At 64.7% G+C, this 13,055-nt stretch carries 13 protein-coding genes; 4 read left to right on the top strand and 9 right to left on the bottom strand.

The window, feature by feature from the left end:
- Positions 1-11: 11 nt before the first annotated feature.
- From SCA01S_RS14355 to SCA01S_RS14345, 3 genes are all read right to left on the bottom strand, one after another.
- Positions 12-1,292 (bottom strand): cytochrome P450, encoded by a 1,281-nt coding sequence (locus SCA01S_RS14355; RefSeq protein ID WP_084391017.1) that lies wholly within the window; start codon positions 1,290-1,292, stop codon positions 12-14.
- A 126-nt stretch (positions 1,293-1,418) separates the two neighbouring features.
- Positions 1,419-1,718: a hypothetical protein gene (locus SCA01S_RS14350; protein WP_157088989.1), complete on the bottom strand. Its 300-nt coding sequence runs from the start codon at positions 1,716-1,718 to the stop codon at positions 1,419-1,421.
- Between the two features lie 99 nt (positions 1,719-1,817).
- Positions 1,818-2,516: a Crp/Fnr family transcriptional regulator gene (locus SCA01S_RS14345; protein ID WP_062786719.1), complete on the bottom strand. Its 699-nt coding sequence runs from the start codon at positions 2,514-2,516 to the stop codon at positions 1,818-1,820.
- Positions 2,517-2,610: 94 nt separating this feature from the next.
- Between SCA01S_RS14345 and SCA01S_RS14340 the strand changes: the two genes are divergently transcribed.
- Complete coding sequence (locus SCA01S_RS14340; protein WP_062786716.1) at positions 2,611-3,381, top strand: class II aldolase/adducin family protein; 771 nt, start codon at positions 2,611-2,613, stop codon at positions 3,379-3,381.
- A 50-nt stretch (positions 3,382-3,431) separates the two neighbouring features.
- Here the strand turns inward: SCA01S_RS14340 and SCA01S_RS14335 are convergent, their stop codons facing one another.
- From SCA01S_RS14335 to SCA01S_RS14320, 4 genes are read right to left on the bottom strand one after another with little or no spacing between them, the layout of a single operon-like run.
- On the bottom strand, positions 3,432-4,229 hold the full coding sequence (locus SCA01S_RS14335; RefSeq protein WP_062786713.1) for an HpcH/HpaI aldolase family protein: 798 nt from the start codon (positions 4,227-4,229) through the stop codon (positions 3,432-3,434).
- A gap of 25 nt (positions 4,230-4,254) precedes the next feature.
- Positions 4,255-5,571, bottom strand: a complete 1,317-nt coding sequence (locus SCA01S_RS14330; RefSeq protein WP_218016412.1) for an amino acid deaminase — start codon at positions 5,569-5,571, stop codon at positions 4,255-4,257.
- Positions 5,568-6,041 carry a RidA family protein gene (locus SCA01S_RS14325; protein ID WP_062786710.1) on the bottom strand — a complete coding sequence of 158 codons (474 nt, stop codon included), beginning with the start codon at positions 6,039-6,041 and terminating at the stop codon, positions 5,568-5,570. Before SCA01S_RS14325 ends, SCA01S_RS14330 begins: the two co-directional genes overlap by 4 nt.
- Positions 6,038-6,499 (bottom strand): VOC family protein, encoded by a 462-nt coding sequence (locus tag SCA01S_RS14320; RefSeq protein WP_167542906.1) that lies wholly within the window; start codon positions 6,497-6,499, stop codon positions 6,038-6,040. The genes SCA01S_RS14325 and SCA01S_RS14320 overlap by 4 nt, the downstream gene beginning before the upstream one ends.
- Positions 6,500-6,728: 229 nt before the next feature.
- Here SCA01S_RS14320 and SCA01S_RS14315 point away from each other — a divergent pair, with 229 nt between their 5' ends.
- Positions 6,729-7,553 carry an SDR family NAD(P)-dependent oxidoreductase gene (locus SCA01S_RS14315; protein ID WP_054131511.1) on the top strand — a complete coding sequence of 275 codons (825 nt, stop codon included), beginning with the start codon at positions 6,729-6,731 and terminating at the stop codon, positions 7,551-7,553.
- A 57-nt stretch (positions 7,554-7,610) separates the two neighbouring features.
- On the opposite strand, the gene SCA01S_RS14310 is transcribed toward SCA01S_RS14315, so the two are convergent.
- The gene (locus SCA01S_RS14310; protein ID WP_062786705.1) at positions 7,611-8,462 is read right to left on the bottom strand and encodes an SMP-30/gluconolactonase/LRE family protein; all 852 of its coding nucleotides are present in this window, start codon (positions 8,460-8,462) and stop codon (positions 7,611-7,613) included.
- 35 nt (positions 8,463-8,497) lie between these two features.
- Entirely contained in the window at positions 8,498-10,846 is a 2,349-nt protein-coding gene (locus SCA01S_RS14305; RefSeq protein WP_062786702.1) for a TonB-dependent receptor, read from the bottom strand.
- A 77-nt stretch (positions 10,847-10,923) separates the two neighbouring features.
- Here SCA01S_RS14305 and SCA01S_RS14300 point away from each other — a divergent pair, with 77 nt between their 5' ends.
- Together SCA01S_RS14300 and SCA01S_RS14295 are read left to right on the top strand one after the other, a co-directional pair.
- The gene (locus SCA01S_RS14300) at positions 10,924-11,742 is read left to right on the top strand and encodes a TetR/AcrR family transcriptional regulator (RefSeq protein WP_199223762.1); all 819 of its coding nucleotides are present in this window, start codon (positions 10,924-10,926) and stop codon (positions 11,740-11,742) included.
- A gap of 86 nt (positions 11,743-11,828) precedes the next feature.
- Positions 11,829-13,031, top strand: coding sequence for an MFS transporter (locus tag SCA01S_RS14295; protein ID WP_062786699.1), 1,203 nt, complete (start codon positions 11,829-11,831; stop codon positions 13,029-13,031).
- Positions 13,032-13,055: the final 24 nt, after the last annotated feature.

Genomic DNA, 13,055 nt, shown 5'->3' with positions numbered 1-13,055 from the left:
CCATAAACAGCCTAGCCTGGCACCATGTCGATCCGCGCCGGCATGCGGTAAGGCTGGCGCATGGTCGATTGGGTGATCCACTCCACCGGCCCGGCCAGTTCGATCCGCACGTCAGGGGCGAACAGCCGGGCGAGCATGCGATGAACCATCAACCGGGCGATATTGCGGCCCGGGCACAGGTGGATGCCGCCGCCAAACGTGGCGTCATAGCGCCGCATCCGCTCCAGCCTGTATGTGCCGGGATCGTCAAAAATATCGGGATCGCGATTGCCTGCCGCCCACAGCATGGCAATCGCGGTTCCGGCCGGGACCAGCACGTCGTCGAACACGAAGTCTTCCAGCGCATAGCGGTGTGTCACGATGACCGGGGACGACATCCGCAGGCCCTCGTCGATCGCGGCGCCGACACGCTGCGGGTCCGCCCGCACCTCTGCCGCCGCAGCGGGATGGCGGAGTAGCTGATATGTGGCGTTGGCGGCAGCGAGCGCGGCGGTATGGAACCCGTCGATCAGATTGGCGGCCAGCGACAGCGCCACGCTTTCCGGCTTGCCTTCAATCGTGATCGCGTCGAACTCCGCCGCCATGGTGGCGAGCAGCGGATTGTTGCCTTCGGCCAATGTCCGTTCGATCGCCGTGGCCATTAGCGACAGATAGGCGCCGATGGCCGCGTTGGCCTCAACCGTCTCGGCAGCGGTGCGCACGAGGAAAAAGAACGGCGTCATCGCGCGCACCTGCTCGACGACCTGGCGCTGCTCCGACGGCGTAAGGCCGATCAGCGCGCCCCAGAATCCCGCGGTGACCTGTTCGGTGAAGTCGAACCCGAAATCGATCTCGCCCGCCCCGGCAACCTCGGCCAGGACCTTGTCCACCACGCCGCGTACCAGATCGTCGAACGCGGCCACCTGCTTCATGCCGAATGGCTTGGCCAGCAATTGGCGGGTCGGGCCGTGGAGCGGCGGATTGGCGGTGAACACCTGATTGAAGAGGATGCGGCCAAAGTTCGACACATCGGGCTGGTCGTGCTCGGCCCGATCGTCCCCCGCCTCTTCCATCGCCCGCTCGGCAAGGGCGCGAAGCGGCATGTTGCCCACCGCCGGAAGCGCGGCGATCTTGCGCAGATCCTCGCCACGAAACACGACGATGCGCTTGCTACCCGCTTTGAACAGCCGTTCAGCAGTTACGAACAGCGCGGCGAAATCCTCGGAAAAACCCGCTTCGAAAGGATGGGGCAGGTCCGCAAGGTCGCTGATCGACCGGCGCGTGACGTCGCCCTGCAATGGTTGCGCTGACATGGAACACTGCCCCGGACAAGCAAGCCCCGGGGCGATGGGCGCGCCGGAACCGGACGTGGAAGGATGGGTGGATGATCCGCGCACGCCCCGGCCCGCCAGGGTCGAAGCAGGTGCGCTAAAAGGTGCTCAGCCGCGCTCGCCGGTGAACGAGAACGCGCCGAACGGGCCGGCCGAAACGCTGCCGCTCAGGCTGGTTTCGGCCACGGTGCCATCAAACGTGAGCGAGAGCGGCATCGGATTGGTGATGTCGATCTTCCAACTCGCCTTATCGCCGGTGATCTTGCCGTCCTGGATGGGGTGCGGCGCGCCATCTGCATCGGTGGCAATGCCGGTCAGGCTATCCCCCGAAACCGTGAAGGTGGTCACGCTTTTCATCGGCCCCATCGGCGAGTTGACGATGATGTTCCATGTTCCGGCAACAGACATAGATATTCCTTCCCTGGCTCGCCGCGCGGTGGACGCCTGCCCGCCGGCAAGCGGTGTGCCTGTTGCCGCACGCTACCGCAAAATTTCATATAGTAAATACTATTCTTTGTTGGCGCGGCAGATTTCGCCCATGGCGACGCGCGCCAGGCGTTCCGCATCGAGAATCCAGATCACGCGATACCCCAGCCGCACCATGCCGGCCTGCTCCAGCGTGCCCAGAATGGCATTGGCAGTCTGCCGTCCCATGCCGCAGGTGCCGGCAAGTTCGTCCTGGGTCATCGCCACCGGGGCATCGTCACCCGCGCTTGATGCGAGCAGCACCTTGGCCACCCTGGCGGCGCGCGGCAGGCTGAGGAGATCCTGAATGTGGCTGATCGCCTGGCGCTGATGCGTGCAGGCCAGCCGGCCGATATGCCGCCACAGTTCGGGTTGCTGTGCGGCAATCTTCGCAATCGCGGCAAGCGGTATCCGGGCAACCTGGCAAGCCCCTTGCGCGATGGCGTCCTGCTGGCGGGGCGCGGCATCGATGGTCGAGACTTCGCCGAACCACATGCCCTCGGCGGCGAGCAGCAGCAGGCAGCCGACGCCGCCCGGGCTCCACGCGATCAGGCGAACGCGGCCCTGCAGCATGGCGTACAGCCCGTCGGGCGCATCGCCCTGGCGATAGACCGCCTCGCCATCCTTGACCCGGCGCACCTGCGCGGCGGCGGCCAGCTGCGCCTGGATCGGATCGGCCAGGCTCGCAAACCATTCGCTCTTGCCCTGCATGGCCGCAAGGAACTGCGCTTCCTTTGTCATTCGATCATCCTCGGGCCGCAAGGAATGTCGGCCAATCGACAAAGCGACCAGCCGGTCTGTGGCATCCTTGCGCCAATAACCACTGGAGAGACGCATGACCCTGAACGCCACGCAAGCCCCTGATTCCGTGGAAGCGGCGGAACGCCAGATTCGGATCGACCTGGCCGCGGCCTATCGGCTCGTCGCCCATTTCGGCTGGGACGACCTGATCTTCACCCATCTGTCCGCGCGCATCCCCGGCCCAGAGCATCATTTCCTGATCAACCCATACGACCTGATGTTCGAGGAAGTCACCGCGTCCAGCCTCGTGAAGATCGATGTCGATGGCAATCCGGTGAGCCCGACGCCGCACCCGGTCAATCCCGCCGGCTTCACGATCCATTCGGCGATCCACATGGCGCGCGAGGACGCGGCCGCGGTGATGCATCTTCACACCCCGCATGGCCAGGCTGTTTCGGCCATGGAGGGCGGGCTGCTGCCCCACACTCAGACCGCGATGATCGCCGGTAGCGGCCTGGCCTATCATGAATATGAAGGGCTGGCGGTGGATCTGACGGAGCGGGAACGCCTGGTGGCTGATCTGGGAGACGCCAACCTGATGATCCTGCGCAACCATGGCACGCTGGTGGTGGGCAAGAGCGTCGCTGCCTGCTTCCTGCGCCTCTATTTCCTCGAGCGCGCCTGCGAGGCGCAGGTCCTGATGCTGTCGGCCGGTCGCGATGCGTTGCATGCTCCGCCGCCCGAGACCCTGTCCAAGGTCGCGCTGCAATCATCCCCTGCCGGCATGGGCCTGGTGGCAGAGCGGCTGGCATGGCCGGCGCTGCTGCGCAAGCTCGACCGCATCGATCCCAGCTACCGCGACTGACGGAAGAGCTGGTGCGCGGGCCAGGCCGCGCACCAGTGTCTTAGTGATGATCAGGCGGTCGCGGCGTCTGCGGATGCCGACTGCTTGATCAGCGAGCGCGTCGTCGTCACGGCCTGGAACGCGGCCATGCCCATCAGATTGACGTCGGTGGCCACGGTCACGATCTGGAAGCCTTTCGCCGCCATTTCCGCAGCATAGGCGGCCGTTCCGTTCTGGATGCCGGCGACAAGATTGCGCGCACGCACGGCCGCGATCACGCGATCGTAGATGGCCAGGATTTCCGGCTCCTGACGATCGAGCACGGGCGCGAGCCCCATCGCCAGGCCAAGGTCGCTCGGCCCCACATAGGCGCCACTGATGCCCGGCACATCGAGGATCGCCTCCAGATTCTCCACCGCCTCGACCGTCTCGATCTGTGGCAGAACCAGGACATTGGCATTGGCGATCCCCTGATAGGGCGACGCCGTCCCATAGAAACCGGCGCGAACCGGCCCGTTGGAGCGGGCACCCTCCGGCGCATAGAGGCAGGCATCCACCAGCGCGCGCGCCTGCTCGGCATTGTTGACCATCGGGCAGATGATGCCCCATGCGCCCGCGTCCAGGATCTTGCCGATGATGCCCGGCTCGTTCCACGGCACGCGCGCCAGCGGCACCGGGCCGCGGCCATGCAGGGCCTGCAGGCTCTCTACCGCCGAACGATAGTCATGCAGCCCGTGCTGCAGATCGATCGTCAGGCTGTCCCAGCCGGTCTGCGCCATGATCTCGGCAACATAGCTGTCAGGTGCCAGCAGCCATCCGTTGACGCAGACTTCGCCGCGCTTGAGGCGTTCGATAAGCGGGTTTGCCATAATTCCTCTCCAGTTTTTTGTGTGCTCAGAAATAGGTCCGGATCGATCCGACGACGTCGAACGCGCCATCGATCACGTGCAGCACCCGCCACTTGTCGAAAGTGAGGCACGGATGAGAGATGCCGAAGCCGATCATGTCGCCCACCCGCAGCGGGGAATCGCGCGGGATATCGAGAAACCCGTGCTGGTCGTTGAGTGCGATGACCTGATGGTCTGGCGTGAGCGCCTGCGGCGCCGACATGTCTGCGCTGGGGCGATGCCAAAGTTCCGGCTTGGGCATCTCGTCAAAGCCGACATCGCGCTTGCCCATGGTGACGATCGCGCGGCCGGGCTCTGGCATGGATTGCACATAGGCCCAAACGCGCAAGGCCGGGCTTGGCGCATCCTCGGCCAGCAGTTCGGGCGCCCGCATGTTCAGCAGAGAGAAAAGGAACGTGTACAGGCCGGAGTCGTGCGTGATGTAGCAGCCGCTGCGCAGCAGCGTGGTGGTACGGCGCTGCAACCGCGCGGCGTTGAACGCGGTAACGACCAGATCGAAAAAGCCCGATCCGCCCGCACTCAGCAGCACATCGTCCGAGGCGAACAGCCCTTCCCGGTCACACGCCTGTGCAAGCATCACAACCTGGCCCAGGAAGGCGTTCACGGCGTCGAGCGTGGATTCCAGGTCCGCCTTGCGGATAATACCTTCAAATCCTTCGACCCCGGCAAGTTCGAGGTACGGCGAGGCAGCCACTGCCCGCGCGACGGCAAGGCCCTGCTCCACCGTTCGGCATCCGGTGCGCCCGCCTTCAAAGCCCATTTCGACCAGCACCGGCAGCGCACGACGACCGCCTTTCCCGGCTGCGACGGCGGCGAGCTGTGTGACCAGATCGAGCGAATCGACCAGCGAATAGATGGCAAGCTCAGGATCCCGCTCAAGCTGATCCAGCACATAGGCGATGCCGCTGCGCCCGATCAGCTGGTTCGCCACAAAGATGCGCCGATGCCCGGCCGCCACGGCAACGGCGATCTGGTGGGGTGTCGATACCGTAATCCCCCACGCGCCATCGCGCATCTGCAGGTCGAACAGCGCCGGGGCGAGCGTGGTCTTGCCGTGCGGGGCCAGCGCCACGCCGTGCTCGGCCGCAAAGCTCCGCATCCAGCGGCTGTTGCGCTCCAGGCTGTCTCCGTCCAGCACCGCGACCGGCAGGGGAAGGTCTTCTCGCAAGAGATTCCAGCGCTTGCCCGCAACGTCTGCCAGCGGGATCGGTCCGCCGCCACCCGGCACCCCCTTGTCCCAGGGCATGAGCGTGCCCGACAGATCACCATCGAAGCGCAGCGGGGTCTGCTCTGCGCCGCTCATGAATGCACCGCGACAACGGCCTCGATTTCGACCGTGATGTTCCCCGGCAGCGAGCCCACGCCCACTGCCGATCGCGCGTGGCGGCCAGCCTCCTCGCCGAACACCGCGCACATCAGGTCAGAGCAGCCGTCGATCACACGCGAATGCAGCACGAAGTCCGGCGTCGCATTGACCATGCCGAACAGGCGCACCACGCGCCGGACGCGATCGAGCGAGCCGAGTTCCTGGCGTATGACGGCAAGCAGCGAAAGCCCCACCAGCCGGGCATGCTCGCGCGCTTCGTCCGCCGAAACGTCGGCACCGACCTTGCCAAAGCGGTAGCCGGTCGCATCGCGCGGGCCTTGCCCGGAAAGATAGAGCAAGCCGCCATCGAGCAGGGCAGGCGCAAAGTTGGCGATGGAGGGGATCGCCGGCGGCAGCACGAGGCCGAGTTCCTCCAAGCGGGCTTCGGGTGAAAGCGATTGGGTCATGCGGCGCTGCCTTCCAAGAATTTGCGCCCGAAGGCGCCCAGGTCAGCCTCCCCGTTGGGGAAGGCAATAAGCTCAACCGCGCGCCCATCGGGATCGCGGACCGAGAAATAGCGGACGCCGAACATCTCGTCGGGCTGGTCCGCCACGCCGATGCGCACATCGCCCAGCGCCGCGAACGCGGCATCGATATCGTCCACGGTGAGCGCAGGCGTGATGGTATCGGTGCCAGCCTTGGCCTCGCGCTGCTCCAGTTCCAGCAGCAGTTGCCCGATCATGCCCTTTGCGTTCGGCACCGCCTCGGCCCTGCCGTCGTGGATCACCGCCATGCCCAGGCGATCGCGATAAAAGGCCGTGGTCACCGCCACGTCGGCCACGACGAGCGCGAGATGCGACAATCCCCTGATCCGAAAATGCCCGCCGCCGGCGGCTGTTGCCGCGGGTGCTTCTGGCTCCGCCATGCCCATCTTCCTTCTCCTGTCCGCACCGGACGAACCATCATATCCGCAGACCATTCAATCTGTATAGCTTTCACTATATTTTTTATCTGTCAATCCGCGCGTGGACGCCCTACCAAGGCTTGGGGGCACCTCCGTCAGGGCTGCGCCGCTTGCGAGAGTCTCCGCGCAGGCGGCACGCCGGCCCCATTGGGCGGGGATGCCGTTGCCGTCGGTTCAGAGAGGAAGACGAATGCGGAAGACGAAGGAAAAGATTGTCCTTGTGACGGGTGGCGCAAGCGGCATCGGCGCTGCCATCGCGCGCGCTGCTGCCGCGCAGGGACACAGGGTGCTGATCGCCGACATCGATGTTGCCGGCGCGGACCGCGTTGCCCAGGACATCGGCGAGCGCGCGCAAAGCGTCGCGCTCGACATTACCTCGGACGCGCAATGGTCTGCGGCGCTCGACCTGGCATGGGCGCAGTACGGCCGGCTCGATGTGCTGATCAACAACGCGGCTATCGTGCGGACCGGCTACGTTCGCAACGTGGCGATGGACGATCATGCGCTGACGCTTGAAGTCAATGCCATGGGGCCAATGCGCGGCATGGTCGCCACGCTGCCGCGCTTTCGGGAACAGGGGCATGGGCACTTCGTCACGGTGTGCAGCATGACCGCGTTCCTGCCCTTCCCGGGGCTCGCCAGCTATGCCGCGGCAAAGTTCGCGCTGCGCGCTTTCCACCTCGGCCTGGCCATGGAAGAGCGGGATTCGCCGCTGAACTTCACGATCGTCCACCCCACATCGACAGAAACGCCGATGCTGGAGGCAGAGGCGGCCAGCGACGAAGTACCCATGGCATTCCTCTCTGACGCGGTAAGCGCCGACTATGTCGCGCAAGTGGTGCTGGAAGCGATGCGCCGGCGCAAGCTGGAGGTGTTCATGCCCGCAGACCGCGCCAAGTTCGTGCGGCGGCTGGGTGGCAATGCGGCCGAACTGCTGAAGATTGCCGGCCAGGCCGAGCAGTTGGGCGCACATAACCTGGCGGAGCGCCGCAAGAGCAAGAGCGAAGCGGCCTGAAACAGCGTGCCTCGGCCCGCGTACGCGGACCGAGGCACCTTCTGCAACGATGATCGGTCAGGGCAAACCGGCGCCGGCCACGTCCATTCGCACGGCATAGACCCGGGCCGTCCGTACGTCGCGCGCGATCGCCGGCGTCCTGCTGTCGGCGGTGAGGATGAACAGGGTGCGCCGGTCCTCACCGCCGAACACGCAGGCGATCGCTTCCTGCTCGGTCGCGATGCGATCGACCACTTCGCCGTCCCGACGCAGGCACAGCACTTCGCGCGATGTAGGCGAGGCAGCCCAGACGCAGCCGGCGGCATCCAGGCAAATGCCGTCGGGCAGTGCATCGTCGGGCAATCGCGCCCAGAGCCGCGGTTCGACCAGCGCGCCATCGGCTGCGATCGTCAGTTCGGTCAGCACGCGCGTGCCGCTTTCGGCAACGATCATCGTGGCGCCGTCGGGCTGGATGACCATGCCGTTGGGAAACCACAAGCCGGCCGCCGCCGTCGACACCGTGCCATCGGCCGTAACCCGCGCGATGCTCGCGGTGCAGGGCGAAATGGGATGGGTGTCGATATCGAAGCCGAAATTGCCGACATAGGCAGTCCCGTCTGGCGCCACGATCATGTCGTTCGCGTGCCACGTGGCAATGCCTGAAAGATCGGCATGCACGTCGAACACGCCGTTGCGGTGGCGCAGGATCCTGCGGTCGTGCATCGACACGACCAGCATGTCGCCATCCGGCAACCAGCCCAGGCCAGAGACGGGACCATCGTGTTCGGCCACAACCTCCCACCCGGTGCTTTCCGAATAGCGCAGCACGCGGTTGGCGTGCATGTCGGAAAGGTAGAGCGCGCCGTTGTGCCAGCGTGGCGCTTCGCCGAAGGCCAGGTCGTCGGCCAGCAGCGTCAGGGTATGGGTCATGGTGGTTCGCTCGCTGAAGAGGGATTGTGCCTGGATCAGAAGTTTATCTTCGCGCCAACACCATAGGTGCGCGGCGGCGCATAGTTGGGCTGGACGTAGCCGAACGGGCTGATGCTGTTGAACGCAGCGGTGGCGTAGTAGGTGTTGCCGAGATTGCGCACGAAGGCCGACAGCTCAAGCTGCGAGATGGTCAGCGCGACGCGTGCGTCCTGCGTCCAATAGGCCTGCTGCGTCGTATAGGGATCGTTGGTCGCGTCCAGGAACTGCCGGCCCTTGTAGGTGGCGCTGTATTGCAGATCTATCGCCTGGCTTTCGCCGATCGGGATATGGTACTGCGCCTGCAGGAAGGTGCTCAACTTGGGCGAGAACGCCAGCTGGTTGCCCGAATAGTCTGGCACGGTGGGATCGGCCACCAGCAGGAACCGCACGAGCTTGGTGTTGAGCAGACCCACCTGCGCGCTCAACGTCAGATTGCGGACCGGGCGAACGGTCAGGTCGATATCCGCGCCATAGGTGCGCGCCTTTTCGGCATTGGCCGCAAGATTGAGAGGCCCGATCGGGCTGGGCACCAGGGCAAACAGCTGCATGTCGCGATAATCGTTGTAGAACAGCGCGGCATTGAACGTGACGGCGCGATCGAGGAACGTCGTCTTGATGCCCACTTCGTAGGTTGTCACCTTTTCCGGCTTCACCGGGCGCTGCTGATAGGCGGCCTGGGCGGGATCGGGGCTGAGAAAGCCTCCATTGAAATCGCCACCCTTGAAGCCTGTCGTGAGGGTCGCATAGGCAAGAACGCCAGGCATCGGTTTGAAATTCAGGCCGATGCGATAGGAGAATGCGGAATTCTGCAGGCGGCTCGTGCTGTCGGCAACCTGAGCCAGTGGCGTGAAGTTGTCCATGCCGCCGCTCTGGTACTGCACCTGGCTGTTGAACAGGAACGAACGGCGCTCGTGGGTAAACCGGCCGCCGAGCACCAGGCGCAGCGCGCGGGTCAGGTTGTATTCGCCCTGCCCGAACGCGGCATAGGCGTCTGTCACCTGCGTATTGCGGGCAAACTGCCGGCTGGCCAGACCATCGCCCGCGCCAGGACCGTAAAACCGGTCGATGTCGAGCAGAAGCGCGTAATCCTGGTTCTGGTTCAGTCGCTCGTGCAGGTAATAGACACCCGCCACCCAGTTGTAGTTTTCCTTGGTCTGGTTGACGCGCAGTTCCTGGGTGAACTCGTTGCTGTTGTTGCCCCAGTTCACCTCCAACTCGCGATAGGGCGAGGAGTCGCTGTCTTCCGGCAAGAAGCGCTGGTTGTAATTATAGCCAGTCACGGACGTGACAGTGATCGTGCCCGGCGACCATTCGATCCGCCCGACAACGCCCCTGTCCGTCACTTTCAGATGCTCTGTCCGACTGGACGCGATGGAATAGCGCTTGGGGTCGCTCGGCTGGTTGTAGATGTCGACGCACTGCGAGGCATAGGTTGCAGCAACCGAACAGACCACGGGCGATCCGGTTTCGACCGAGCCCGGCTCGAACGCGCCGAGATGCGCGTAATTGTCGGGCAGCCGATCGACATGGGAAACGTGCCCGACAACAAGAATGCGCAGATCCGGCGTCGGCTTGTAGAGCAGCGACGCGCGGAAGGACTCATCATCGGCGCCGTTCTGGCGACGATTGAGGAACGTGTTGTAATTGTACCCTTCCGAATAGTTCCGGACAAAGGCAAAGCGGGCCGAGAGCGTGTCGCTCAGCGGGCCGCTGACCGCGCCGCTGATCTGCGAGGTATCGAAATTGCCGTAGCGCGCATCGAGATAGCCCTCGAACGTATTCGTCGGCTTGGCCGTGATGAAGTTGATCGCGCCGCCCGAGGTATTCCGGCCATAGAGCGTCCCCTGCGGCCCCTTGAGCACCTCGACACGATCCAGGTCGAACATAGCGAAGGCCTGCGAGGTGGGAGCGCTGAGATAGAACTCATCCACATAGATGCCGTTCGGCCCGGAATTGTTGGAATTGTTCACGTTCAGCCCGATCCCGCGGATGGTGATCGCGGGCTGGTTTCCGGCGCCTTGCGGCAGAGAGACCACAACGTTGGTCGCAATCTTGCCGAGATCGGCGGCAGCCTCGACGCCCAGCTTCTTGAGCGAGTCACCCGAGAACGCCTCGATGGTGATCGGCACGTCCTGGATGTTTTCGCTACGACGCTGCGCCGTCACCACGATATCACCCTGGCCGACAGCGCCGCTCTGGCTCGACACTGGCGTGGTTTGGCCCGCAGCAGCCGGTGCGGTCTGGCCCAGCGCATGGCCGGGTAGCAAGGCTGCGACGATCAGTGCCATGGGCGCCGTCGCGCTTGCTGCGCCGATCATGCGATTGGTCTTGGTGCTTCTCCCCATCGATCTGCTCCTCATCTGTTTGTGACAAGTTAGCTAAAACTATCCATTTGGCAATAGGCCGATCGACAAGGGGGATCATGGATGCATTTCCCGCCGCCAGCTGTCGCGTGGCGGCGCTTTTTCGGTTAGGGAAAGGCATGGCAGGAAAAACGGAAACCGTCGCAGACACTGCGACAGGCGAGAATAAAGTTCTCAAGAAAGCGCGCGCATCGTCGGCTGGAAGCAAGGCCGCACGCCCCCGCGCGACTCCAAAGCGAGACGCCGCGCGCAACCAGGATCTGGAAGACACGAAGGTGGTTCCGCGCTCGCGCAGGGCGATCGAAACCTATGAGAAGCTAATCGCCGCGGCCGGCGAATTGCTGGGCGAAGTCGGGTTCGAGCGGCTGACGACCAACGCGATCTGCGAACGCGCGCAGCTCACCCCACCAGCGCTCTATCGCTACTTCGATGACAAGTATCAAATCATCGAGGAACTCGCCACGCGGCTGCAAAAGCGGCAGTTCGATGCCTTTGCCGTCTGGCTTTTCAAGAATGGCGCGACGCTGGACACCAGCGAAAACCCGATCCTGCTGGCAGACTGGTTTCGCACCGCGTCCGAGATCATCGAAACGCAGCCCGGCGGCGTGTGGACCATCCGCGCGATGCGCGCGCTGCCCCATCTTGCCCATGTGCGGCTGGAATGGCAGCGGCGGTTCACCGACCAGATGTTCCGGTTTTACCGCCCGGCCATTACCGACCTTTCCGATGAAACGCTGTGGGCCAGGCTGCGCATTCGTGCCGAATTCGGCTTCGTGGTCGATGAACTGGCCCTCGAAGAAGACCGGGTTGCCCGCTCGACTCTGTTCAAGGAAGCTGCCCTGATCCTCACCGGCATGAGCCGCTTGACCACGTCATGAGCCGGACGGCGGCGACACGCCATTGACAGGTGTATAGTTTTAGCTAGCCTCAATGCGTCGGCGGTCCACCGGCGAGGAGAGCGCGTATGGCTACATCGGTGAAGCGTCGGCAGGCCTGGCTGCTCGATCCGCCGTCGCACCGCGAGCTTGCAGCGGTGATGGCGGTGGGGACATTTGCCCTGGTGATCGCCGGCATTCAGCCGCTGCTGTTCGGGGCATTGGTAAACGAAGGCCGGATATCGGCCGCGGGCCTGGGCGGCGCGGTGACGGTGGAGTTCCTTGCTCTTGCCTCCGGGGTGGCGCTGGCCAGTGCCAGGCTCCAGCCGGTTCATCTGCGGCTGCGCGGGCTGCTTGCGGCCATGGCGCTGATCGCTGCCAACGTGATGAGCATGCGCCATGCAGCGCCGCTGCTGTACGTCGATCGCGGGATCGCCGGATTCAGCGCGGGGGTTTTGCTGTCGATCCCTTCGCTTCTGCTGGCGCGCTCGCGCAATCCCTCCAAGCTCGGCGCCGTGCTGATGGTGTTGCAGGGATTGGTCCAGGTGGCGTTTTCGGCGCTCCTGCCGCTCACCTTGATGCCGGCCTGGGGCGCCAACGGCGGGTTCCTGGCGCTGGCCGGCACGTCGACGCTCGCGGCGGTCTTCGTGCTTGGCGTGCCCAACCGGCTGCCCGCCGTCGCCGACGATCAGTCCGATGGGGAGCCCGCGCAAAAGCTGCCACCGGCCGGCGCGCTCAGCCTGCTGGGCGTGGTGCTGGTCTACGCCTTTGTCTTCGGCTTCTTTTCCTACCTCGGACAAATCGGCACGGAAGCCCACCTCGGATCAGACCTGATCGGCCTCGTCCTCGCGCTGACGGTGGCAGCCTCGATCGTGGGGTCGCTGCTGACCGCCGCGATCGCGCCGAAGGTTTCGTTTTTCCGGATCTACGGCATTTCGGTGGCGTGCAACGCGGCGCTGATCGTCATCCTGTTTCAATTGCCCGGGCCCATCGGCTTTGCGCTGTGCGCCGTCTGCTTCGGCGTGTTCTGGGGCCTGCTGATGCCGTATCAGCTCAACTTCACCGCCGAAGTCGATCCCACCCGGCGGGCCACCTTGCTCGTCCCCGGCGCCCAGGCGCTCGGTGCCAGCCTTGGCCCGCTGCTGTGTGCCCTGAGCGTTACGGCCACCGACAGCAGAGGGGCATTGATCGTCGCGGGCGCCTGTCTTCTCGGCTTCCTGGTCATCGTCATGGGCCTCCATGCCCGCCAGCGGCGGCTTCTGTCCCATCCCGAGCTGTTCCCTTCGACCTGACGCGTTGCTGGTCGTCTGACCGCC

Origin of the sequence: Novosphingobium capsulatum NBRC 12533 (assembly GCF_001598375.1) — a bacterium.
GTDB lineage: Bacteria > Pseudomonadota > Alphaproteobacteria > Sphingomonadales > Sphingomonadaceae > Novosphingobium > Novosphingobium capsulatum.
This window is presented reverse-complemented; position numbering and strand designations above follow the sequence as displayed.